This is a genomic window from Eubacterium sp. 14-2, from assembly GCF_000403845.2.
Lineage (GTDB): Bacteria > Bacillota > Clostridia > Lachnospirales > Lachnospiraceae > Petralouisia.
This window is the reverse complement of sequence record NZ_KE159568.1, coordinates 297,960-322,414: the sequence shown is the minus strand read 5'-3', so window position 1 is coordinate 322,414 and position 24,455 is coordinate 297,960. Positions and strand designations below refer to the sequence as shown.

Genomic DNA, 24,455 nt, shown 5'->3' with positions numbered 1-24,455 from the left:
CAAATTGAAAAATATATCATATAATAAAACGAGTATGCTTTTGGAAGAGAGGAATTACAATGGAAAAGTTAAACAGGCTGTTGGAACATCTGAACTACACGGTAGTGCAGGGAAGAACGGAGTTGGAAATTACAGAACTTGTATATGATTCCAGAAAAATAACCAGAGGCTGTCTTTTCGTATGTATTAAGGGAACCGTTGCAGACGGACACACATACGTTGCAGAAGCGGCAGAGAAAGGGGCAGCAGCAGTGCTGGTACAGCAGGATGTGGAAGCGCCGGACTCCCTGACAGTGATAAAGGTAACAGATACCCGGTATGGTCTTGCGGTGACTTCTGCGGCCTGGTTTCATCATCCGGCAGAGAAGCTGAAAGTAATCGGAATCACCGGGACAAAGGGTAAGACCACCACTACCTATATGGTGAAATCCATCCTGGAACATGCCGGCTATAAAACAGGTCTTATCGGAACCATTGAAGCTATTATCGGAGATGAGGTGATTCCGGCGAACAATACCACTCCGGAGTCCTATATTCTGCAGGATTATTTTCGCCGAATGGTGGAAAAGGGATGTCAGTGCGTGGTGATGGAAGTGTCTTCTCAGGGGCTGATGATGCATCGCACTGCAGGCTTTACCTTTGAAATCGGTATCTTTACCAATATTGAACCGGACCATATCGGGCCCAATGAACATGCTTCCTTTGAAGAATATCTGGCATGCAAACGTATGCTGTTTCGTCAGTGCAGGAGAGGGATTGTCAACAGGGACGATGAACACTGGGAGCAGATTCTGGAAGGCCATACCTGCGAAGTTGAGACCTTTGGATTTTCTCCGGAGGCAGATTTGCGTCCCGTGGATATCAGCCTTGTGAAACGTCCCGGATATCTGGGTGTGGCCTATACCACAGAAGGACTGGTGGAGCTGGACGTGGAGATTGATGTGCCGGGCAGATTCAGTGTGTACAATTCTCTGACTGCCATAGCTGTCTGCCGCCATTTTCAGGTGTCGGGAGAGTATATCAGACAGGCATTGAAAGTGGCCAGAGTAAAAGGCAGAATTGAAATGGTTCCGGTATCGGATGAATTTACCCTGATGATTGACTATGCCCACAATGCCATGAGTCTGGAAAGCCTTTTAACTACGCTGAAAGAATATGAACCACGCAGGCTGGTCTGCCTGTTCGGCTGCGGCGGCAACCGCTCGAAGCTGCGCCGCTATGAGATGGGAGAAGTGTCCGGCAGACTGGCGGATCTTAGCATTATCACTTCCGATAATCCAAGATTTGAGGAGCCTCAGGCAATTATCGACGACATTAAGACCGGGATGGCAAGAACCAGCGGAGCGTATGTGGAAATTATCGACCGGAAAGAGGCCATCAGATATGCCATTGTGCATGGCCAGCCGGGAGATGTCATTGTGCTTGCAGGAAAAGGCCATGAGGATTATCAGGAGATTGCAGGCAAAAAGTACCCTATGGATGAACGCGTGCTGATTCAGGAAGTTCAGGATGAACTGGCACAGGAAAAAGAAAACAGGTGATGCAGGGATGGCAGAATATGCCAATATTGTAATTGATATTTCTCATGAAAAACTGGATAAAGTGTTTCAGTACAGGGTACCGGAGCATTTGCAGCAGAAACTTGCGGTGGGGATGCAGGTGGAAATTCCCTTTGGAGCCGGCGGACGTAAAACCACAGGTTATGTGGTGGAACTGACGGATACGCCGGAGTATGATACTGCGAAAATCAAAGACCTTGAGGGCCTGGTGGAAGGGAGTATCCCCATTGAATCCCAGCTAATTGCCCTGGCGGGCTGGATGCGGAAAAATTACGGGGGAACCATGAACCACGCACTGAAAACAGTGCTTCCCGTCAAACAGAAGGCAAAAGAAAAAAAGCAGCGTTTTGTGGTACTGGAACTGAGCAGTGAACAGGCGAAAGAACAGCTTGCCCTGTTTGAAAAAAAGAACCACAAAGCAAGAGCCAGGCTTCTGGGAGCGCTGATGGAACAGAGCCCCCTGCCTTATGAGGTGGTAACAGGCAAACTGAATATGACAGCTTCCGTTATCCGGGCCATGGGAGAGCTGGGAATCCTTCATGTGGAAGAAAAGAGGATGTACCGGAACCCCTTTGAGGGAATGAAAAAAGAGAACAGATCCATTAAACTGAATGAGCAGCAGCAGGAGATTACAGACCGTATCTGGCAGGAATTTGAACAGGGACATCATCATACCTGGCTGATTCACGGTGTGACCGGAAGCGGTAAAACTGCTGTTTACATAGAGTTAATTGAGAAAGTGACGGCCAGCGGCAGGCAGGCGATTGTACTGATACCGGAAATTGCTCTGACTTATCAGACCGTCATGCGTTTTTATCAGCGCTTTGGAGATCGGGTTTCCATTCTGAATTCCAAAATGTCCCCAGGAGAGCGTTACGACCAGTTTGAACGGGCAAAACGGGGAGATGTGGACGTGATGATCGGTCCCCGTTCCGCCCTGTTCACACCATTTTCAAATTTGGGTATTATTATCATAGACGAGGAACACGAAACCAGCTATAAAAGCGAGACACTGCCCCGCTATCATGCCAGAGAAACAGCCATTGAGCGGGCAAAAATGGCGGGAGCCAGCGTGGTGCTGGGTTCTGCCACGCCTTCTCTTGACAGCTATTACAGGGGAATGACAGGGGAATATATCCTTTTGAAGCTGGAAAAAAGAATTGAAGAAAAGCCGCTGCCCAGGTGTGAGATTGTGGATTTGCGGGAAGAATTAAAACAGGGGAACCGTTCTATTTTAAGTGAACGGCTTCAGGAGCTGATGAAAGACCGTCTGGAACAGAAACAGCAGATTATGCTTTTTATCAACCGCCGGGGAATGGCGGGATTTGTGTCCTGCAGGGCCTGCGGCCATGTGCTCACATGTCCTCACTGCGACGTGGCCTTAAGCCAGCACAACAACGGGAAAATGGTGTGCCACTACTGCGGCCATGAGGAGGCAGCGCCAAAAGTATGCCCGGAATGCGGGTCCGGATATATCAGCGGATTTAAAGCGGGCACCCAGAAAATAGAAGAGATTGTAAAAAAGAAATTTCCGGAAGCAAGGGTACTGCGGATGGATTTTGATACCACCCGGAATAAGGAAGGCCATGAGAAAATCCTGTCAGCCTTTGCAAATCAGGAGGCAGATATTTTAATCGGTACCCAGATGATTGTCAAGGGCCATGATTTTCCCAATGTGACGCTGGTGGGGGTACTGGCAGCAGATTTGTCCCTGTATGTCAGCGACTATCACGGGGCGGAGCGTACCTTTCAGCTTCTGACCCAGGCAGCGGGCCGGGCAGGCCGGGGTGCTCTGCCCGGAGAAGTGGTGATTCAGACGTATCATCCGGAGCATTACTGTATTGAACTGGCAAAAGAGCAGGATTACGTCCGGTTTTATGAGACGGAAATTGCGCTGCGCAGTATGATGAATTATCCTCCCTGCGGCCATATGATGGTAATGCTGGTGGCTTCCGGGGATGAGATGACAGCAGCTTTAAGCGCGGAGCTTCTGAGTAAAAAGGTACGCAAGGCGCAGGAAGACGGAAAAATATCGGGACTGTCGGTAATAGGGCCGGCCAGCGCCTCTGTGGCAAAGGTGAAGGATATTTATAAAAAAGTGATATATTTTAAACATGCAGACTATCAGGAACTGGTAAAAATCAAAGACGTACTGGAACGGTTTGTCAGCACTCACCGGGAATTTGCAAATATGGTGATACAGTTTGACTTTAATCCCATGAGTGGATTTTAAAAAAGGGTTAAAAAAGGAGGAAGGAACATGGCACTGAGGACTATCCGCCAGATGGGCGATGAAATACTGACGAAAAAATGCAGGGAGGTAAAAGAGGTAACTCCCAGAATGAAAGAACTGATTGAAGATATGTTAGAGACCATGTATGAAGGAAACGGTGTGGGCCTTGCGGCGCCTCAGGTAGGGGTTTTAAAACGTGTGGTAGTGATTGATGTGGGAGAGGGCCCCCTTATTCTGATCAATCCGCGGATCACAGCCTGCCGGGGGGAGCAGACCGGAGACGAAGGCTGCTTAAGCCTGCCTGGGAAGGCCGGTGTGGTTACAAGACCCAATTATGTGAAAATTGAAGCCTGGAATGAGAACATGGAGCGGTTTGAACTGGAGGGAGAGGGGCTTCTGGCAAGGGCTTTCTGTCATGAAATAGACCATCTGGAAGGCCGCATGTATGTGGAAAAGGTAGAAGGGCCTCTCCATGAAGTGGAGGAGGAAGAAGAGGAAGAAGCATAGCACAGACATTGGAAAGGAGCTGGATGGAATGAAAGTGATTTTTATGGGAACACCGGATTTTTCCGTGGGAACGCTGGAACATCTGATACAGGCAGGCCATGAAATTGTTCTGGTGGTGACTCAGCCCGATAAACCAAAAGGGCGCGGCAAAGCCATGCAGTTTCCGCCTGTGAAGGAAGCGGCGCTGGCCCATGGTCTGGAAGTATACCAGCCCGCAAAAATCAGGGAGCCGGAGTGCGTGGAGTATCTGAGAGAAAAAAATGCAGATATTATGGTAGTAGTGGCCTTTGGTCAGATACTGCCGGCAGAAATACTGGAAATGCCCAGGTACGGATGCGTCAATGTCCATGCTTCCCTGCTGCCGAAATACCGGGGCGCAGCTCCCATTCAGTGGGCAGTTATCAACGGAGAAAAAGTGACTGGTGTAACCACCATGCGTATGGACCAGGGGGTGGATACCGGGGATATGATTTTGAAAGAGGAAGTTGTGCTCCGGGAAGATGAAACAGGAGGGAGCCTGTTTGACCGTCTGGCAGAGACAGGAGCAAAGCTGTGTGTCCGGACGCTGGAAGCCATAGAGCAGGGAACAGCAGAGTATATCCCTCAGAATCATGAGGAGGCCACCCATACCTCCATGATTACCAGGCAGTTCGGAAACATTGACTGGACGAAACCGGCCTGTGAACTGGAACGTCTGGTGCGGGGGCTGAGCCCCTGGCCCGGCACTTACACTCAGTTGGACGGTAAAACGCTGAAAATCTGGAGGTCAGCCCTTGCAGAACCGGAAGAAACCTTTGAGGCGGCAGAGCCGGGAACTGTCACAGCAGTCACCGGGAATGCCATCCATGTTAAGACAGGTCAGGGAATCCTTGCACTGAAGGAAGTTCAGTTAGAAGGGAAAAAGCGGATGACAGCGGATGCATTTCTCCGGGGATTTCCTCTGGAGCCGGGAAAATCCCTGGGCGGACAGCAGAAAGAGGGCTCAGGCCTGTCATTGTAAAACTTAACCATGAACAGAATTTCATGTACAGGAAGGAGTGTTGCATATGCCATATTATGGATATTATTTTGACCCAACCTACATTTTAGTGGTAATCGGTGCAGTTATCTGTCTGATTGCTTCTGCCAGAGTGAAAACAACCTTTAACAAATACGACAGAGTCAGGAGCATGTCAGGCATGACAGGAGCTCAGGCTGCAGAGCGGATTTTACATGCAGCAGGTATTCATGATGTGATTGTCCAGCATATTTCCGGAAATCTGAATGACCATTATGATCCCAGAAATAAAACCTTAAGCCTTTCGGACAGCACCTACAGCTCCACCTCTGTGGCAGCGGTGGGAGTGGCAGCCCATGAGTGCGGCCATGCCATTCAGCATCAGCAGAATTATGGGCCTCTGACTGTCCGGGGCGCCATTGTACCCCTGGCAAATTTCGGTTCCTTTGCAGCATGGCCTCTGATTATCATCGGGCTGTTTATTACCAGCAATACCGGAACGATGCTGGTCAATATCGGAATCCTTTGTTTTTCACTGGCAGTTCTGTTTCAGCTTGTCACCCTTCCGGTGGAGTTTAACGCCTCCGGAAGAGCAATACGGATTCTGGGAGAAACCGGAATTCTGGGAGAAGAGGAACTGCGGGGCACCCGGAAGGTTCTGAGTGCGGCAGCGCTGACTTATGTGGCAGGAGCAGCCGCTTCGATTCTGCAGCTTCTGCGTCTGGTTCTGATTGCATCCAGAAGAAACGATTAAAACGAATGACAGATGTTTCAGAAGAAAGCAGCTGATACCGGAGGAAGTAATGAGCAGTACCGTAAACAGCAGAGAGTTGGTGTTGGAAATTTTACTGGCAGTTATGGAAGATGGCGCATACAGCCATGTGGTGATCCGGGATACCCTGAACAAATACCACTATCTGGAAAAGCAGGAGCGGAGCTTTATCAAACGTGTATGTCAGGGGACACTGGAGAATCTCATATTGCTGGACTATATAATCAGCCGGTTTTCCAGCGTGAAAATAAATAAAATGAAGCCGGTGATCCGATGCATTTTAAGGAGCAGTGTCTATGAACTGAAATTTATGGACGCTGTTCCTCCTTCCGCTACCTGCAATGAGGCTGTGAAGCTGGCCCAAAAAAAAGGTTTTTACAGCCTGAAAGGATTCGTAAACGGGGTTTTGCGCAACATCAGCCGGAATCTGGACAGGATTTCTCTGCCGGACCGGGAAAAAGACGTCATGGAGTATCTGTCTGTGGCTTATTCCATGCCCCGGTGGCTGCTGGAACTGTGGCTGAAATCTTATTCCCTGGAAGAAGTGGAAGGATTTCTGGAAGCATTTTCCGGGAAAATGCCCACTACTGTTCGGGTAAATCCATGGCGTACCACAAAAGAAGACCTGATAAGAGAACTGGAATCCCAGGGAATTTCTGTCAGGGAAGACAAAGAGTGGTCCGGCGTCCTGTTTCTGGAAAATTATGATTCTCTGGAAAGAATTCCTGCCTTTGAAGAGGGAAAATTTCAGGTGCAGGATTTAAGTTCCATGCAGGCAGCTCTGTGGGCCAGCCCTGGGAAAGGTTCTTTCGTGCTGGATGTATGCGCGGCCCCTGGAGGAAAAAGTATTCATGCGGCAGAACTGATGGAGGGAACCGGACAGGTGGAAGCCAGAGATCTGACGGAGTACAAAGTATCTCTGATTCAGGAAAATATCAGGCGCAGCCGCCTTTCCAATGTGAAGGCGGTGCAGGCAGACGCCAGAATACCGGACAGAGACAAAACAGAAAAAGCAGATATTGTCATGGCAGATCTGCCCTGTTCCGGACTGGGCGTACTGGGCAGAAAGGCAGATATCAGATATCGGATCACAGAAGAAGAATGCATAAAGCTGGCCGGGCTGCAGCGGGAAATCCTGAAAGTGGTGCGGCAGTATGTAAAGCCCGGTGGAATCCTTCTGTACAGTACCTGTACCATCAATCCTGGTGAAAATGAGGAAAATACCGCATGGTTTCTGTCAGAATTTCCGGAATTCTGTCTGGAAAGGCAGCAGCAGATATTGCCTCAGAAGGGAAGGAACGACGGATTTTTTCTGGCCAGGTTCAGAAAAAAAGAAGACAGTCAGAGATTTCAGGGTACGGAAGCGGAAAATCCGGATAGAAACGAGGGCTGAAACAGGAATGTAATTTATGGAAAAGAAAGATATCAAGTCATGGAATCAGAAAGAACTGGAAGAATATCTGGTATCACTGGGAGAAAAACCCTTCCGTGCAAAACAGATTTATTCCTGGATACATGAGAAACAGGCGGCTTCTTTCGATGAAATGACGAATATTTCAAAAAAATTAAAAGAAGATTTAAAAAACACCTGCCGCCTTGTGACTTTAAGGCAGGTAACAGTACAGCGCTCAAAAGTGGACGGGACGGAGAAATACCTGTTTGCACTGGATGACGGAAATATGGTGGAGAGTGTCCTTATGCGTTACCATCACGGCAACAGTGTGTGCATTTCTTCTCAGGCAGGCTGCCGCATGGGGTGCAGATTCTGCGCCTCCACGCTGGACGGGCTGGTGCGTAACCTCACCCCTTCGGAAATGCTGGACCAGGTGTACCGGATTCAGCGGGCTGCAGGTCAGCGGGTGTCTCATGTGGTGGTGATGGGGACGGGAGAGCCCCTGGATAACTATGAGAATCTTCTGAAATTTATCCGGCTTCTGACGGATGAGAAAGGAATGCATATCAGCCAGCGCAATATTACGGTGTCCACCTGCGGAATTGTGCCGAATATGGCCCGGCTGGCAGAAGAAAAGCTGCAGATTACACTGGCACTCTCCCTTCACGCTTCGTCTCAGGAGCAGCGGCTGGCGCTGATGCCGGTGGCTAAAAAGTATGAGATTCATCAGGTGGTGGATGCGTGCAGGGATTATTTTCAAAAGACAGGACGCAGAATTACCTTTGAATACAGCCTGGTGGCCGGTGTGAATGACAGGGAAGCAGACGCAGCCCGGCTGGCGGAGCTGATTGCAGGGATTAACTGTCATGTAAATCTGATTCCGGTCAACCCCGTCAAAGAGCGGAATTACCGTCAGCCGGAACCCCGGATGGTTTTGAATTTCAAAAATAAACTTGAAAAATATGGAATAAATGTTACTATAAGAAGGGAAATGGGCCGGGATATAGACGGGGCCTGTGGACAGTTGAGAAAAGGATTTTCAGAAAGGCAGGGAGAGGTATGAGGACTTTTTCCGGAACAGATACAGGAAGAAGACGCGATATGAATCAGGATTACATGTACATCTCGGAAACACCGGTTGGGAATCTGCCGAATCTGTTTATCCTGGCAGACGGTATGGGCGGCCACAATGCGGGAGATTATGCTTCCAGATATACCGTGGAAGTAATTGTAAATGCGGTAAGAACCAGCAGCGAGGTTTCTCCTGTGGCCGTAATTCGGAAAGCAATTGTACAGGCCAATCAGGCAGTGATGGAAAAGGCCCGGACAGATATAGATCTGGAAGGTATGGGGACTACTGTGGTAGTGGCAACCATGCAGAACAGAGAACTGTGCGTGGCCAATGTGGGTGACAGCCGCCTGTATATACTGGGAAATAGTATGGAACAGATTACAAGGGATCATTCCTATGTGCAGGAGATGGTGCGCAGAGGGGAGATTTCCCCGGAAGTGGCCAGAATTCACCCGGACCGGAATATTATCACCAGAGCCGTCGGCGGAGGCCGGGAGATTGAGGTGGATTTTTTTGAGGTGGAGTTAAAAGACGGGGACAGGATTCTGATGTGTTCCGACGGATTGACGGATATGCTGGAAGATGATGAAATTTTTGAGATTATAAATGAAAATCAGGACATTGGGGAAGCCATGCAGGAGCTGATAGATGCTGCCAATGAATATGGCGGAAATGATAATATCACAGTGATTTTGACAGAACCATTTTCAGGTGAGGTGAAAGCATGTTAAAAGAGGGAATCTATCTGGGAGACAGATATGAAATAGTGGGAAAAGCAGGGTCCGGAGGAATGGCGGATGTCTACAAAGCGAAAGACCATACCCTTGGCCGCTTTGTGGGAATCAAGGTACTGAAACCGGAATTTTCCGAGGATGTGAACTTTGTCACAAAGTTCCGGACAGAAGCTCAGTCTGCGGCGGTACTGGAACATCCGAATATTGTGAATATTTATGATGTGGGAAGTGAAAATTCCGTCCATTATATTGTTATGGAATATGTGGAAGGAATCACCCTGAAAACATATATCGAGAAGAAAGGCCAGATTTCCTTTAAAGAGGCTGTCAGCATTGCCATTCAGGTAGGCCGGGGCATTGAAGCAGCTCATAACAAACATATTATTCACCGGGATATCAAGCCTCAGAATATTATTATTTCCACAGAAGGCAAAGTAAAAGTGACAGATTTCGGCATTGCCAGAGTTGCAAATACCAATACCATCAATTCTGACGTGATGGGTTCGGTGCATTATGCTTCTCCTGAGCAGGCCAGAAATGGATTTGTTGACGGAAAAAGCGATATCTATTCCCTGGGAATCGTTATGTATGAGATGGTAACCGGACGGGTGCCCTTTGACGGAGAATCCACGGTGGCGGTGGCCATCCAGCATTTGCAGGAGGAAATGGTGGTGCCCAGCGCCTATGCGCCCAGTCTGCCGGTGAGCATTGAGAAAATCATTCTGAAATGTACCCAGAAAAGTCCGGACAGGCGTTACAACAGTATCAGCGATTTGCTGATGGATTTGAAAAAGGCCCTGATCAGCCCGGATGAGGACTTTGTGGTAATGGTGCCTTTAGGCCAGCAGGATAAAACAAGGGTTATGAAACCCGATGAAGTGGAGAGCATCAAAGAACAGACCAGAAGCATTTATTACCAGGACGAGGAAGAAGAGGAAGACGAAGAAGAACCGGAAGAAGAGGAAGATGACGAGGGATTTCTGAATCCCAAAATGGAAAAAGCGGTGACCATTATGGGAATTGTGGCTGCTGTTATTATCGTTATGATTATTGTGTATATCGGCGGCAGTTTTATGGGCCTGTTTAAATTCGGCGACCGGAAAAAAGAAGAAGAAAAGAAACCGGTAGAAAATGAGACACAGCAGGAAGAAGAGTCCGAAAAGGTGGAAATGATAGATCTGAAAGGCTACACTTACGACGAGGCAATGGAGGAGCTGAAGAAAATCCAGCTTGGCATTGAGAAAGGCGGAGAAGAATCTTCCGAGGAATATCCGGAAGGCCAGATTGTGTCCCAGAGCGAGGAACAGGGAGCCATGGTGGATAAGAATACCACCATACGGGTAATAATCAGCAGCGGTGTGGGAGAATTTGACGTACCGGATGTAAAGGGAAAGTCCAAAAGTGAAGCGGAATCCACCCTGCGCAGCGCCGGTCTGGTACCTGTGTTCGATTACCAGTTTGACGACTCCATCCCCAATGACCAGGTAATATCCCAGAACCCGGATGCGGGAGGAAAGGCGAAAAAAGGCGATACGGTTACTGTAATGCTCAGTAAGGGCCGGGAAACTTTCCAGGTGCCGGATGTGCGGAACAAGCCGGAGGCAGAGGCCAGAGAAGAACTGAAAGCGGCAGGCATTGAGGTGGTAAGCACATCTTCCGACTATGCAGACGATATTCCGGAGGGTAATGTAATCAGCCAGAGCCTTACCCCTGGAAAAACAGTGGAAAAAGGTACGCAGATTACACTGGTCATCAGTCTGGGCAAAAAGATAACCACCACATATTATTCGCTGAATAATTATTCCATTGAGCTTCCGAATTTCATTCCGGATAATGCAAGCCGCGTGGAGGCCAGAATTACACTGTATAAATCAGAGGGAGAAGATGTAATCAGCAGCTGGAAAGCCACTTCTTTCCCCTATACGGTAAATGTGTCCAATATTGAAAACTGCAGCCAGGGATATTTTGTGATTGACTGGAAATGGACGTATCTGGATGAAGACGATGCGGAAATCACAGAAGAAGACCAGACCACGAAAGACGGTATTGCATTTACACAGAATTGATGCGGGAAGTGGAATATGCAGGGAAAAATTATAAAAGGGATTGCCGGCTTCTATTATGTACATGTAAGGGAAGCCGGAATCTTTGAGTGCAGGGCAAAAGGAATTTTCAGAAAAGAGAAAATAAAACCCCTGGCAGGGGACAATGTGGAAATTGATATTATCAGCCAGAAAGAGCAGACCGGAAATATCATCAGGATTCTGCCCCGGAACAATGCACTTGTGCGTCCGGCCGTGGCCAATGTGGATCAGGCCCTGGTGATTTTTGCGGTGGATAAGCCAAAACCCAATTTTAATCTCCTGGACCGGTTTCTGATTATGATGGAACAGCAGCAGGTGGAAACGGTAATCTGTTTTAACAAGCAGGATCTGGCAAAAGAGGAGGAACTTCACAGGCTCAGGCAGATGTATGAGAGCTGCGGCTATCGTATTCTCTTTGCCAGTGCTGTGAACAGGCAGGGACTGGACCAGCTTTTTCAGGTGCTGGATCAGAAAACCACTACGGTGGCAGGCCCTTCCGGTGTGGGAAAGTCTTCCCTGATTAACCTGCTTCAGCCAAAGGCAGCCATGGAAACAGGGGCCATCAGTGAAAAAATTGAGCGGGGCAGGCATACCACCCGCCATTCCCAGCTGATTTACATTCAGGACCGGACGTATATGATAGATACGCCGGGATTCAGCTCTCTGGACCTGACCGGAATAGAAGCACAGGAACTGAAAGACTATTTTCGGGAATTTGGAGAATATGAGCCCTGCTGCAGGTTTCAGGGCTGCAGTCATGTAAAGGAGCCGGACTGCGGAGTGAAGCAGGCTCTTGAGGAAGGGAAAATCAGCCTTTCCCGTTACGAAAATTATACGATACTTTACGAAGAACTGAAAAACAGAAAGAAATATTAGAAAATCGAAGGAGAAAATGTATGAACTGTTTAGCGCCGTCTATACTGTCAGCGGATTTTTCCCGTCTGGGCCAGCAGGTAAAGGAACTGGAGGAAGCAGGAGCGGAATATCTTCACATTGATGTGATGGATGGAACATTTGTACCAAATATTTCAGTGGGTATGCCGGTAATCCGGTCAATTCGTCCCTGTTCCGGACAGGTTTTTGACGTTCATCTGATGGTGGAAGAGCCCATACGTTATATTCAGGACTTCGCAGACTGCGGAGCCGATGTGATTACCATTCATGCAGAGGCCTGCCGCCATCTGGACCGGACTCTGGAGAAAATCAGGGAACAGGGCGTGCGTACTTCTGTGGCGCTGAATCCGGCCACAGATCTGAGCGTGCTGGAATATCTGCTTCCCGGACTGGATATGGTGGTGCTGATGGCAGTAAATCCGGGCTTTGGAGGTCAGCAGTTTATTCCCTATGTGCTTGAAAAAATCCGGAATCTGCGCCGCATTCTGGACCGCAGAGGGCTTAATACAGATATCGAGGTGGACGGAGGGATTACTCTGTCAAATGTGGGAAAGGTACTGGAGGCCGGCGCGAATATTGTGGTGTCCGGAAATGCAGTTTTTCAGGGAGACATCTCTGAAAATGTGAGAAAATTTCTGAAACAGATGGGAGAATAAGAGATGGAAGCACTGATTGTCAGCGGCGGGTATCTGGACAGAGTGTTTGCCGCTTCTTATATGCAGCAGCATTCCTGTGATATTACCATTGCTGTGGATTCCGGCATGGGATTTTTTTATGGGCAGAATCAGGTTCCGGACTTTATCGTAGGAGATTTTGACTCAGTGAAACCGGAAATCCTTCTGAGTTTTAAAAAGCTGCCAAAGACGGATGTTTCAGAAAATGTTCCGGAACTGCAGCCTGAAGAATCGGAACATTTGAAAAAGCAGCAGGAAAAGGAACAGAAGAAGCCTGTAATCTTACAGTTTCAGCCGGAAAAGGATGAGACAGATACGGAAATTGCCATCCGCACAGCTATCAGCCAGGGCTGCACAACCATACATATTCTGGGAGCCACCGGAACCCGGGTGGATCATATGATGGGAAATATCCATCTGCTGGGGATGGCCATGGAACAGGGCGTGGACTGTATGCTGCTGGATCCGCATAACAGAATCCGCATGATCAACAGAGGGCTGGTGCTGAAAAAAGAAGAACAGTACGGGAATTATGTGTCTCTTCTGCCCTTTACCCCTCAGGTAACAGGCCTTACGCTCACCGGGTTTAAATATCCGCTGGACGGGTATACACTGGAATGTTACCATTCTCTGGGAGTCAGTAATGAAATTACGGAAGAACAGGCGGAAATATCCTTTCGGGATGGGGTGCTGCTGGTGGTGGAATCCAGGGACTGAGTGTGCTCAGAAAGAACAACGCCCTGGTTTTCCGGATTTTTATGATAGATATAAAGCCTTATGTGGTAAGATATAGAAATTACGAAAAGTGCCTGGTTTAAGGCATTTTCAAGGAGGTATATAGAAAAATGAAACTGGGAATCGTAGGTTTGCCAAATGTAGGAAAAAGTACATTATTTAATTCACTGACAAAAGCGGGAGCGGAATCCGCAAATTACCCCTTTTGTACCATAGATCCCAATGTGGGAATCGTAACTGTGCCCGATGAACGGTTAAAGAAGCTGGGAGATTTGTATAAATCCAGAAAGGTGACGCCGGCAGTCATTGAATTTGTGGATATTGCCGGACTGGTGAAAGGGGCCAGCAAAGGCGAGGGGCTGGGCAACCAGTTTCTTTCCAACATCCGTGAAGTGGACGCCATTGTCCATGTGGTGCGCTGTTTTGAAGACAGCAATATTGTCCATGTGGATGGAAGCATCAACCCGGTACGGGATATTGAAACCATCAATCTGGAACTGATTTTTTCTGATATTGAGATTCTGGAGCGGAGGATTGCCAAAACAGGCAAAGGCGCCCGGATGGACAAGACCCTGGCAAAAGAGCTGAATCTGCTGGAGCGGGTAAAGGCCCATCTGGAAGATGGAAAGCTGGCCAAAACCTTTGAACTGGAAGACGAAGATGAAGAAGGCTGGTTCAGAGAGTATAACCTGCTTACCGCAAAACCTGTGATTTATGCGGCAAATGTGGCGGAGGATGAGCTGTCTGACGATGGAGCAGGCAATGCATTTGTACAGGAAGTGCGGAAAAATGCAAAAGAAGAACACTGCGAGGTGTTTGTCATCTGCGCTCAGATTGAGCAGGAAATTGCAGAACTGGACGAGGAGGAAAAGGCCATGTTTCTGGAGGAGCTGGGCCTTGCGGAATCCGGTCTGGAGAAGCTGATTAAAGCAAGTTACAGCCTTCTGGGGCTCATCAGTTACTTAACATCAGGTGAAGACGAAACACGGGCATGGACCATCAAAAACGGCACAAAGGCGCCTCAGGCTGCCGGGAAAATCCATTCTGATTTTGAGCGTGGATTTATCCGGGCCGAAGTGGTAAATTACCAGGATTTGCTGGACTGCGGTTCTCTTGCGGCGGCAAAAGAGAAGGGTCTGGTAGGTCTGGAAGGCAAGGAGTATGTGGTGAAAGACGGTGATGTGATCCTGTTCCGGTTTAACGTATAGGAGGAAACATGAAAGCAGAGAGCAGGCGTTTTTATCATGCACTGGCGTCGCTGGTGATACCGATTACCATTCAGAATTTTATTACCAATGCGGTCAACTCCGCAGACGTATTTATGCTGGGCTATGTGGGGCAGACTGAGCTGTCGGCGGTATCTCTGGCCAATCAGTTCCAGTTTCTTCTGTCCGGCGTTTTTTTCGGAATTTCTTCCGGAGTCACCATGCTGGCGTCTCAGTACTGGGGGAAGAAAGATACCAATTCCATACAGGCTGTCATGGGAATTGCCATAAAAATTGCTTTTGTGATTACCACTGTTCTGGCAGTGGGAGCATTGACTGTTCCGGCGGCTCTTATGCGGATTTATACCAACGATGAGGTGCTGATTTCCATTGGAGCGGGGTATCTGAGGATTATCGGCGTTTCCTATATCTGTATGAGCTTTTCCCAGGTATACCTGTGCGCGCTGCGCAGTATGGAGCGGGCGCCTTTAAGCACCCTTATCAGCACCACGGCGCTGCTTATGAATATTGTACTGAACGCAGTGTTTATTTTTGGAATCGGCGGTGCGCCGAAGCTGGGAGTGATGGGTGTTGCCATCGGAACGGTGACAGCCCGTATTGCGGAACTGTTGCTGTGTCTTGCGGATGCTGTCCGGGGAAAAGTATTTTCCATAGACCTTAAAATCATGTTTGGCCGCCATAAGCTGCTGTTCCAGGACTTTTTTAAGTATGCTGTTCCGGCACTGATTAACGACTGTGCCTGGACCGTGGCTTTTTCCCTGTATTCGGCTATTATGGGCCATATGAACGCGGATGTGGTGGCGGCCAGTTCTGTGGCTTCCACTGTACGCAATCTCTGTACCATTCTGTGTTTTGCTCTGGGAGCCGGGGCTTCCGTACTTCTGGGAATCGAGATTGGAGAGGGAAAACTGGAAGTAGTGAAACGGGACGCCAGACGCTCCTGCCTGGTGACTCTGGCAGTGGGCATACTGACCGGGATTGTGTTGCTGCTGATCCGCCCTCTGGTGTTTATGTTCTTCTCTCTGACGGAGCGGGCCAGCGGGTATCTGGATTTCATGCTTCTGATAAGCGCATATTATGTGGTGGGACAGGCTATGAATACCCTGCTGATTGCAGGTATTTTCCGGGCGGGAGGGGATTCCCGGTTCGGCATGATCTGCGACATTATTGTGATGTGGGTTATCAGCGTGCCGCTGGGATTTATATCGGCTTTTGTGCTGAAACTGCCGCCCATGGCAGTGTATTTTATCCTCTGTCTGGATGAATTCTGGAAAATTCCTGTGGTGTACCGCCATTATAAGAGCTTCCGTTGGCTGAAAGATATTACCAGAGAGTGGGAGGGGTAGGAAAACCGAACCTGTACCGGTATAAGACAGAGGTGCAGAGTTATGAAATTTATTTAAAGGGTGAATACTGTAAAAGAGGCTGTTGCAAAATTTAGATTATATACAGTATATGGAAGAAACCTGTAGAGTTTGAAACCATATCCTGTACATAGCCGTTGTTTTGCGACAGCCCCTGAAAAATCCTGGTTATCCCATATCAAAGAGTTCATCAAAGGTGATTTTAAAATCCGGAAACATCACAAGCTGCAGTTCTTCTTTATTTGCTTCCGTGATGGTTTTATAAAGATAAGGATAGGAGGAACCGTCTTCTTTCCAGTCAAACATATAAATTTCAACCTGCTTTTTACGCCAGTCTGTAATCCAGTATTCGGATACTCCTGCCTTGCAGTAAATTTCCATTTTTTCAGTTCTGTCGTACGGTTCCGTGGAATCAGAAAGAACTTCCATGACAAAGCGGGGAATGCCTGTAAAGGATATATTTTTCCGGTCTCTCATATTACAGATGATGGAGACGTCAGGTATGATGATCTTATCGTCATTTTCACGCCACTGATACTGTACACTGTCGCCGAATACACGGCACAGGCTGTCTTTGATCTGGTTTCCGATTTTTATAACGAAGTTGTGAATTACCATGGAATGTTCCAGGTATGTGTTACGCATATCTTCTGCTGGTAAAGCGTTCATCGTATATGCTCCTTTCCCCGAAAATTCCGGCCCATTGTGAACTGTTATTTTGTTATATTATAAGATTCCGGAGTGGAAAAATCAAGCTGCGGATGATATGGAATTTCCCTGTTTTTTGTCTTAACAGGATTAGGGTGTCAAAAGCACCTTTGGTGAAAATGTTCATACCAATATAAGACAAATTATGCCACACCTGGCAATACCTTTCTTTTTTCTCATGTTCTATAATATGTTTAAGGCGTCAGAAGCACCTTAAGGGTATTATAGAACAGAAGCAGAGGAAAAGGGAAGGTATTTTTATGCAGTATGGACATTTTGACGATGAAAAAAGAGAATATGTAATTGACCGGGTGGATTTGCCCGTATCCTGGACAAATTATCTGGGCCTCCGGGACATGTGCGTGGTAGTAAACCACACAGCCGGAGGCTATCTGTTTTACCAGTCTCCGGAATATCACCGGGTTACCAGATTCCGGGGAAATGCGGTGCCCATGGACCGTCCGGGCCACTATGTGTATCTGCGGGATACAGAAGACGGAGATTACTGGAGCATTTCCTGGCAGCCGGTGGGAAAGCCTCTGGACACAGGGAAATATTCCTGCCGCCATGGTATGAGCTATTCGGTGTATGAGTGCGGTTATAAGGGAATCGAGGCCAGCCAGACGCTGGTGGTGCCCATGGACGATCCGGTGGAGCTGTGGGACGTGAAGCTGAAAAACACCACGGACAGAGAGCGGAAGCTCTCGGTGTTCTCCTATCTGGAATTTTCCTTTCACCATGTGATGATTGATAACCAGAATTTCCAGATGAGCCTTTACTGTGCCGGTTCTTCTTATGAGGATGGAATTATTGAGCACGATTTGTTCTACGAAGAATTTGGGTACCAGTATTTTACCGGCAGCTTTGAGCCGGACGGATATGACTGTCTGCGGGATAAATTCCTGGGCGGCTACCGGACAGAAGACAATCCCATTGCAGTGGAGCAGGGGCGCTGCAGCGGCTCTCAGGAACTGGGCAATAACCACTGCGGCAGCCTGCAGAAAGATCTGACGCTGGCGCCGGGAGAAGAAGTGCGGCTGGTTTTCATGCTGGGAGAAGGAAACCGGGAAACAGGCAGGAAAATCCGTGAAAAATATTCTGATTTTTCTGTCGTGAACCAGGTTTACCGGCAGCTTGCAGACTACTGGGAAGATAAATTTGCAAAACTTCAGATACAGACGCCCAGCCAGGGAATGAATACTATGATTAACACCTGGAACCTTTACCAGGCGGAAGTAAACATTATGTTCTCACGGTTTGCCTCCTTTGTGGAGGTGGGCGGAAGAACGGGGCTTGGCTACCGGGATACGGCTCAGGACGCCATGACCATACCCCATTCCAATCCTGAAAAATGCAGACAGCGGATTGTGGAGCTTTTAAGGGGCCTGACCGGCAGGGGATACGGGCTGCACCTGTTCCAGCCCGAATGGTTTGACCCGGACCGTGAGAAAAAGAAAAAACCTTTCAAGTCTCCTACGGTGATTCCCGGTGTAGCTCAGGCGGATATTGTTCATGGAATCGAGGACGCCTGTTCTGACGATGCCCTCTGGCTGATACCTGCCATTACAGAATATATCCGGGAGACAGGAGAGGTGGAGTTTGCAGACCAGACAGTTACTTACGCCGACGGAGGTGAGGGAACGGTCTATGAGCATATGAAGCGTATTCTGGATTTTTCCGCGGAGCAGGTGGGAGCTTCCGGAATCTGCAAAGGTCTCCGGGCGGACTGGAATGACTGCCTGAATCTGGGCGGCGGAGAAAGCGCCATGGTGTCATTTCTCCATTACTGGGCCCTGGGACATTTTATTACACTGGCAGAGTATTTCAATCGGGAAGAAGATGTGGTAAAATATAAGAAAATCAGAGGACAGGTGCACAGAGTCTGCAATCAGGTGCTCTGGGATAAAGAGTGGTTTATCCGGGGCGTAACGAAAAACGGGAAGAGAATCGGCACTTCAGAGGACCGGGAAGGAAAGGTACATCTGGAATCCAACGCCTGGGCGGTGCTTTCCGGTGCGGCAGACGAAAGCAAGGGCAGGATGGCTATGGACAGTGTGGAGCAGTATCTGTTTACCCCTTACGGGCTGATGCTGAACGCACCCTCCTATACGGAGCCGGACGACGACATTGGATTTGTTACCAGGGTTTATCCGGGGCTGAAAGAAAACGGTTCCATTTTCTCCCATCCCAATCCCTGGGCCTGGGCGGCAGAGTGTATGCTGGGCCGGGGAGATAAGGCCATGAAGTTTTACGACGCCCTCTGTCCCTGTTATCAGAACGACAGCATTGAGGTCCGGGAATCAGAGCCTTATTCCTACTGCCAGTTTGTGATGGGAAAAGACCATTCAGCCTTTGGCCGCGCCCGCCATCCTTTTATGACAGGCAGCGGCGGCTGGGCATATTTCTCAGCCACACGTTACATACTGGGCATTCAGCCCGGACTGGAAGAACTGGTGATTGACCCGTGCATTCCCGCAGAATGGGAAGGATTTTCGGCGGTGCGCAGGTGGAGAGGCGCAGAATATCAGATTACCGTGACCAATCCGGAAGGGGTGATGAAAGGGGTAAAGGCCATACGGCTGGACGGACAGGAAGTAGAACACATTCCGGTAATGGAAGCAGGAACGAAACATCAGGTAGAGGTACTTATGGGAACAGGCAGCGAACAGAAAAGAGGGTAAAAGAATGGTAAAATTTGGAACAGGCGGCTGGAGAGCTGTAATCGGAGATGAATTTACAAAAGCAAACATACAGTTGCTTTCACAGGGACTGGTAAACAAAATGAAAAGTGAAGGAGTGGCGGAGCAGGGCATTGTTATGGGATATGACCGGAGATTTCTTTCCAAAGAGGCCATGCAGTGGGCGGCCGTGGTATTTGCAGCAGCTCACATCAACGTATACCTGATTAACAAATCCTCCCCCACTCCGCTGGTGATGTTCCATGTGATGAAGCATGAGTTTCCCTATGGAATGATGATTACTGCCAGCCACAATCCGGCTATTTATAACGGGATTAAAGTGTTTACTGCCGGAGGCCGGGATGCGGACGAGGTACAGACCAAGGATATCGAAGATTATATCGGAGATCTGAAGCCGGAAGATGTACAGGAAACAGAATACGAAACGGGCAAACAGGAAGGTTATATCCGGGAAATCTATCCTTTGAATGAATATCTGGACAATATTATTGATTCCGTGGATATGCAGGCGATTCGGAATGCAGGGCTGAAGGTTGCGCTGGATCCCATGTACGGTGTCAGCGAGACGTCCCTGAAGATGATTCTCATGACTGCCCGCTGTGAGGTGGCAACCATCCACGACAGGCACGACACTCTCTTTGGCGGAAAGCTCCCGGCTCCTTCGGCAGCCACCCTCCATTCTCTGCAGAACTATGTGGTGGAAAAGAAATTCGATATCGGCATTGCCACAGACGGAGACGCAGACCGGATCGGCGTTATTGACGACCAGGGGAATTTCCTGCATCCCAACGATATTCTGGTGCTGCTGTATTACTATCTTGTAAAATTCAAGGGCTGGAGCGGGCCTGTGGTGCGGAATATTGCAACCACCCATATGCTGGACAAGGTGGCGGAGCAGTTCGGAGAAAGCTGTTATGAGGTTCCCGTAGGTTTTAAGCATATATCGGCCAAAATGCAGGAATCCGGGGCCATAATCGGCGGAGAATCTTCCGGCGGGCTTACCGTGCGGGGACATATCAACGGAAAAGACGGAATTTATGCGGCAGCGCTCCTGATTGAGATGATGGCGGTAACCGGAAAAAAACTTTCCCGGATTATGGAAGATATTTACCGGGAATGCGGCGCCATCCATATGGAAGAACGGGACTATCAGTTTACACTGGAAAAGAAGAAAAACATGCACAAACTTCTGATGGAGGATAAACTTCTGCCGGATTTGCCGGAAGAAATCGACCATATTTCCTATCTGGACGGAAGCAAGGTTTATTTCAAAAACGGCGGATGGGTGATTGCCCGGTTCTCCGGTACGGAACCGCTGCTTCGTATTTTCTGTGAAATGCCGCAGGCCTCTCAGGCAGCGGAAATCTGCGGCATATATGAGAAGTTTCTGGAGCTGTAATTTCTGCAGGGCAGTGCTCTTTGCGGACAGAATTCAGAGGACAGAAGGCGGCTGGAAGCCAGAGCCGCCTTCCTCCCTTCTGAGTTTATGCAGGATTATGGATGCAGCCGGAGGAAGGTATGAAGAAAAAAACGAAATCACTGAACAAAAAAATACTGCTGTTTCTGATACTGTGCTGGGGTGTGCCGGTTACAGTATTTTTTGCATTTACAACCTTTTCTTACCATCAGCGGATTGTGGAAAAAGCCGAGGGGCTGATGGAAGAAGAGCTGTACAATGCGGCTTCTTTTGCCTCTATCCGCATAGGGGATGCCATTACCCTCTGCCAGAGGCCTTCCTATGAAAAGACCTGGGAGGTGGCCTGGAAAGATTACGAAAGGGGGAGCTGTACCAGGACAGAATATCTCCAGGAGGTAAATGCAAGCCTGAAGGGGAAATTTTATCTGGATGAGCGGTTTAACATGTATGCCTATTACTGTTACGGCTATGAGAATCCGGAGTGTTTTTCTTCCCGGACAGGCATTTCCTACCACAGTTATCTGACAGAGATTCAGCCGGCGATTGAGGACATTATGGAAGGGGATTCTTCCTATGCCTTTGTGCGGGTGGTGGAAGGGCGGATGTTTATTATCCGGAACCTTTATACCACAGCAGATTATGAAAGGTACGGAACCCTGGTGGTGGAACTGAATAAATATAAAATTTTTCAGGATGTTTCTCAGGATATTCGGGAAAATATGGTGGTCTGCATTGGGAACGGACAGGATGTGCTGGATTTTACCCACAGGGCTGAGGGAGACACCAGGGAAAAACTCCAGTCTCAGCTTGCACAGAAATATGACGGGGTCAGCCGGCGGCGGATAGACCGGGTGGCAAACAGGGAATACAACGGATATCTCTATCAGGAGCAGTACGACAATTACCATACGGGGATTATCCTTTTTGCCAGAAGGAGGGATCTGTATGCCAGCCTGTATGAGTTTTATTCCATAGTTGCCATGCTGCTGGTGCTGTTTGTGCCCTTTTTCTGTTATGGCGCCTGGTTTCTGCGCAGGCATATCCAGATTCCCATTGAACAGATTATAGCGGCTTCCAAAAAAATGGAAGACGGAGAAATGGGTGTCAGAGTGGAAGGCCGGGAAATGCCCAATCTGGAATTTCAGTATATGAAAGAGGGATTTGAAAGTATGTCTGCCCAGGTGAAATATCTGTTCGACTATGTGTACGAGGAAAAACTGGTCCGCAAAGACGCTCAGATTCAGGCGCTGCAGGCCCAGATTAACCCGCATTTTCTGAACAATACGCTGGAAATGATGAACTGGCAGGCAAGGATGTCCGGAGATACCGTGGTGCCCAAAATGATAGAGGCGCTGGGGACGGTACTGGATTACCGGATGAACCGGGCCGATGTCCGGGAAATCCATCTGTCTCAGGAACTTCAGTGTGTAAACGCCTATTTCTATATTATGTCCATGCGTTTCGGACAGCGGCTGCGGATTGAGCGGGATATTGACGAGGAACTGCTGGAGCTGATGGTACCGCCGCTGATTCTGCAGCCTCTGGTGGAAAATGCCATTGTTCACGGAGTGGAAGCCATGGCCAACGGCACCATAGGGTTAAAGGTGTACCATGACTCCTGCTGCATTTATCTGGAAGTGCGGAATACGGGAAAAGAGATTACAGAAGAAACGCGGCAGAAAATACAGGCCATTCTGGAGGGGAACGAAGCCCAGATACCAAAGGAACCGGGAAGACACACTTCCATCGGCATTCAGAATGTGAACCGGAGAATCCGTCTGGTATACGGAGAATCCTATGGCCTGACCATTACGCAGGAACAGGGGAAGGAGACCATATCAAGGATTACCATACCCTACCGGAAAGAGCCGGAACAGAAAACGGCAGAAGAACGGGAAAGTGTGGAAGAAGAGCTGAAGAACATGGCAAGATTAAACAAATAATGACAGGTCAGTCTAATGCTTTTTGTGCGGTTTGCTCCTATAATATGAGTATAACAACGGAAACAAATTGTGAAATCATATGAAGGAGGATTTACTATGAAGAAAAAACTTTTATCCATGCTGCTGGTTGGGGCGATGGCAGTATCTGTTCTGGCAGGATGCGGGGGAAATGCAGGAGGTACGGACAAAGGAAGTACGGACGGAGGAAAGGATACAAAAGAAGCATCCTCAGAATCATCAGGAGGAGACAATGCGGTTACCCTGAAAACGGTATCCATGTTTGGAGGCACGGACCCCAATAAAGAGGCCTATGAGGCAATCAATGCGGAATATATAAAGGAATACAGCAATGTTACCATTGAAGATAACTCACAGACTTCAGATGAAGAATGGAAAGCGGCAGTCAATGCAGACTTTTCTGTTGGAAATGAGCCGGATGTCATCCAGTTCTTTACGGACGCAACTGCAGACAGCATTGTTGCCACAGATAAACTGGTAACCGTAGAAGAAATCTGTGCGGAATATCCGGATTATGCCAAAGATACACTGGGAGACGCACTGGATGCGGCAAAAAATACGGATGGCGTTTCCAGAGCAGTGCCTACCACCGGATACTGGGAAGGGCTGTTCTGCAATAAGGATTTATTTGACCAGTATAACCTGGAGCTGCCCACAGACTGGGCTTCTCTGGAAAAGGCAATCACCACCTTTAAGGAAAATGGCGTGATTCCCATTGCCTGCTCTCTGAATAACGTACCCCATTACTGGGTGGAATTTTTAATGCTTTATTCGGCAGGTGTGGAAGAATACACTTCTGTTCCGGAAACAGCGCCGGAAGGCTGGGTAAAAGGTCTTGAAATGTTCAAAACCCTCCGGGATATGGGAGCTTTTCCGGAAGATACGGACACCGTGGACGATGCTTATGTGGGACAGCTGTTCCGGGATAAAAAAGCAGCCATGCAGCTGGAAGGTTCCTGGTATTCCGGAAATATTGAAGATACGGATAATACGGTAGTCGTTTCCTTCCCCGGAGTTCCGGATCAGAAAGCAGAAGCAGGCACCATGGTAGGCGGCATTTCTTCCGGATTCTATATCACCAAAAAAGCATGGGATGATCCGGACAAGAGAGAAGCAGCAGTGAATTTTGTAATGGCTCATACCTGCCAGGCAGGCGTTCAGAAATACTGGGAAGCTACCGGCGCCGTATCCCGTGCGGCAGTGGAGGTGACTCCTGTAGAAGGTGCGACTCCGCTGGTTGATTCCATTGCGGTATGCACAGATGCCAAAAATACGGTTGTGGCGCCTACAGATGCAAGAATCGGCGATGCATACAAGACACTGATTTCAGAAATTGTAAAAGTATCCACAGGTGCGGTTTCAGCAGAAGATGCCATTAACGAGGCGCTTTCAATCAGACAGCAGTTACAGTAAAAAGGTGGGAGAG

At 48.6% G+C, this 24,455-nt stretch carries 19 protein-coding genes; 18 read left to right on the top strand and 1 reads right to left on the bottom strand.

Translation table 11 applies throughout. The features are described from left to right. Positions 1 to 59 precede the first annotated feature (59 nt). From C805_RS18695 to C805_RS18630, 14 genes are all read left to right on the top strand, one after another. Positions 60 to 1,541, top strand: coding sequence for a UDP-N-acetylmuramoyl-L-alanyl-D-glutamate--2,6-diaminopimelate ligase (locus C805_RS18695; protein ID WP_016215537.1), 1,482 nt, complete (start codon positions 60 to 62; stop codon positions 1,539 to 1,541). After that, positions 1,510 to 3,792 carry a replication restart helicase PriA gene (gene priA / locus C805_RS18690; RefSeq protein WP_016215536.1) on the top strand — a complete coding sequence of 761 codons (2,283 nt, stop codon included), beginning with the start codon at positions 1,510 to 1,512 and terminating at the stop codon, positions 3,790 to 3,792. Before C805_RS18695 ends, priA begins: the two co-directional genes overlap by 32 nt. A 27-nt stretch (positions 3,793 to 3,819) precedes the next feature. Then, positions 3,820 to 4,299 (top strand): peptide deformylase, encoded by a 480-nt coding sequence (gene def / locus C805_RS18685; RefSeq protein ID WP_016215535.1) that lies wholly within the window; start codon positions 3,820 to 3,822, stop codon positions 4,297 to 4,299. Positions 4,300 to 4,327: 28 nt separating this feature from the next. Further along, positions 4,328 to 5,299: a methionyl-tRNA formyltransferase gene (fmt, locus tag C805_RS18680; RefSeq protein WP_016215534.1), complete on the top strand. Its 972-nt coding sequence runs from the start codon at positions 4,328 to 4,330 to the stop codon at positions 5,297 to 5,299. A 46-nt stretch (positions 5,300 to 5,345) separates the two neighbouring features. Further along, positions 5,346 to 6,050 (top strand): zinc metallopeptidase, encoded by a 705-nt coding sequence (locus C805_RS18675; RefSeq protein WP_016215533.1) that lies wholly within the window; start codon positions 5,346 to 5,348, stop codon positions 6,048 to 6,050. 49 nt (positions 6,051 to 6,099) lie between these two features. Beyond that, entirely contained in the window at positions 6,100 to 7,461 is a 1,362-nt protein-coding gene (rsmB, locus tag C805_RS18670; protein WP_016215532.1) for a 16S rRNA (cytosine(967)-C(5))-methyltransferase RsmB, read from the top strand. A 16-nt stretch (positions 7,462 to 7,477) separates the two neighbouring features. After that, on the top strand, positions 7,478 to 8,524 hold the full coding sequence (gene rlmN / locus C805_RS18665) for a dual-specificity RNA methyltransferase RlmN (RefSeq protein ID WP_016215531.1): 1,047 nt from the start codon (positions 7,478 to 7,480) through the stop codon (positions 8,522 to 8,524). Beyond that, complete coding sequence (locus C805_RS18660) at positions 8,521 to 9,264, top strand: Stp1/IreP family PP2C-type Ser/Thr phosphatase (RefSeq protein WP_016215530.1); 744 nt, start codon at positions 8,521 to 8,523, stop codon at positions 9,262 to 9,264. The genes rlmN and C805_RS18660 overlap by 4 nt, the downstream gene beginning before the upstream one ends. Beyond that, on the top strand, positions 9,258 to 11,333 hold the full coding sequence (pknB, locus tag C805_RS18655) for a Stk1 family PASTA domain-containing Ser/Thr kinase (RefSeq protein WP_016215529.1): 2,076 nt from the start codon (positions 9,258 to 9,260) through the stop codon (positions 11,331 to 11,333). Before C805_RS18660 ends, pknB begins: the two co-directional genes overlap by 7 nt. Positions 11,334 to 11,348: 15 nt before the next feature. After that, the gene (gene rsgA / locus C805_RS18650; protein WP_016215528.1) at positions 11,349 to 12,227 is read left to right on the top strand and encodes a ribosome small subunit-dependent GTPase A; all 879 of its coding nucleotides are present in this window, start codon (positions 11,349 to 11,351) and stop codon (positions 12,225 to 12,227) included. Between the two features lie 20 nt (positions 12,228 to 12,247). Further along, positions 12,248 to 12,901: a ribulose-phosphate 3-epimerase gene (rpe, locus tag C805_RS18645; protein WP_016215527.1), complete on the top strand. Its 654-nt coding sequence runs from the start codon at positions 12,248 to 12,250 to the stop codon at positions 12,899 to 12,901. Positions 12,902 to 12,904: 3 nt separating this feature from the next. Further along, entirely contained in the window at positions 12,905 to 13,636 is a 732-nt protein-coding gene (locus C805_RS18640; protein WP_016215526.1) for a thiamine diphosphokinase, read from the top strand. A gap of 128 nt (positions 13,637 to 13,764) precedes the next feature. After that, positions 13,765 to 14,862, top strand: a complete 1,098-nt coding sequence (gene ychF / locus C805_RS18635) for a redox-regulated ATPase YchF (protein ID WP_016215525.1) — start codon at positions 13,765 to 13,767, stop codon at positions 14,860 to 14,862. Between the two features lie 8 nt (positions 14,863 to 14,870). Further along, entirely contained in the window at positions 14,871 to 16,226 is a 1,356-nt protein-coding gene (locus C805_RS18630; RefSeq protein ID WP_016215524.1) for an MATE family efflux transporter, read from the top strand. Positions 16,227 to 16,412: 186 nt separating this feature from the next. Here C805_RS18630 and C805_RS18625 read toward each other — a convergent pair whose 3' ends face one another. Then, positions 16,413 to 16,913: a Uma2 family endonuclease gene (locus C805_RS18625; RefSeq protein ID WP_016215523.1), complete on the bottom strand. Its 501-nt coding sequence runs from the start codon at positions 16,911 to 16,913 to the stop codon at positions 16,413 to 16,415. A gap of 299 nt (positions 16,914 to 17,212) precedes the next feature. Here C805_RS18625 and C805_RS18620 point away from each other — a divergent pair, with 299 nt between their 5' ends. The 4 genes from C805_RS18620 (at position 17,213) to C805_RS18605 (ending at position 24,442) form a co-directional block, all read left to right on the top strand. Continuing rightward, the gene (locus tag C805_RS18620; RefSeq protein WP_016215522.1) at positions 17,213 to 19,633 is read left to right on the top strand and encodes a glycoside hydrolase family 94 protein; all 2,421 of its coding nucleotides are present in this window, start codon (positions 17,213 to 17,215) and stop codon (positions 19,631 to 19,633) included. A gap of 4 nt (positions 19,634 to 19,637) precedes the next feature. Next, positions 19,638 to 21,050 carry a phosphoglucomutase/phosphomannomutase family protein gene (locus tag C805_RS18615; RefSeq protein ID WP_016215521.1) on the top strand — a complete coding sequence of 471 codons (1,413 nt, stop codon included), beginning with the start codon at positions 19,638 to 19,640 and terminating at the stop codon, positions 21,048 to 21,050. A gap of 119 nt (positions 21,051 to 21,169) precedes the next feature. Continuing rightward, positions 21,170 to 23,011, top strand: coding sequence for a sensor histidine kinase (locus tag C805_RS18610; RefSeq protein WP_016215520.1), 1,842 nt, complete (start codon positions 21,170 to 21,172; stop codon positions 23,009 to 23,011). A gap of 96 nt (positions 23,012 to 23,107) precedes the next feature. After that, positions 23,108 to 24,442 (top strand): ABC transporter substrate-binding protein, encoded by a 1,335-nt coding sequence (locus C805_RS18605; protein ID WP_016215519.1) that lies wholly within the window; start codon positions 23,108 to 23,110, stop codon positions 24,440 to 24,442. Positions 24,443 to 24,455: the final 13 nt, after the last annotated feature.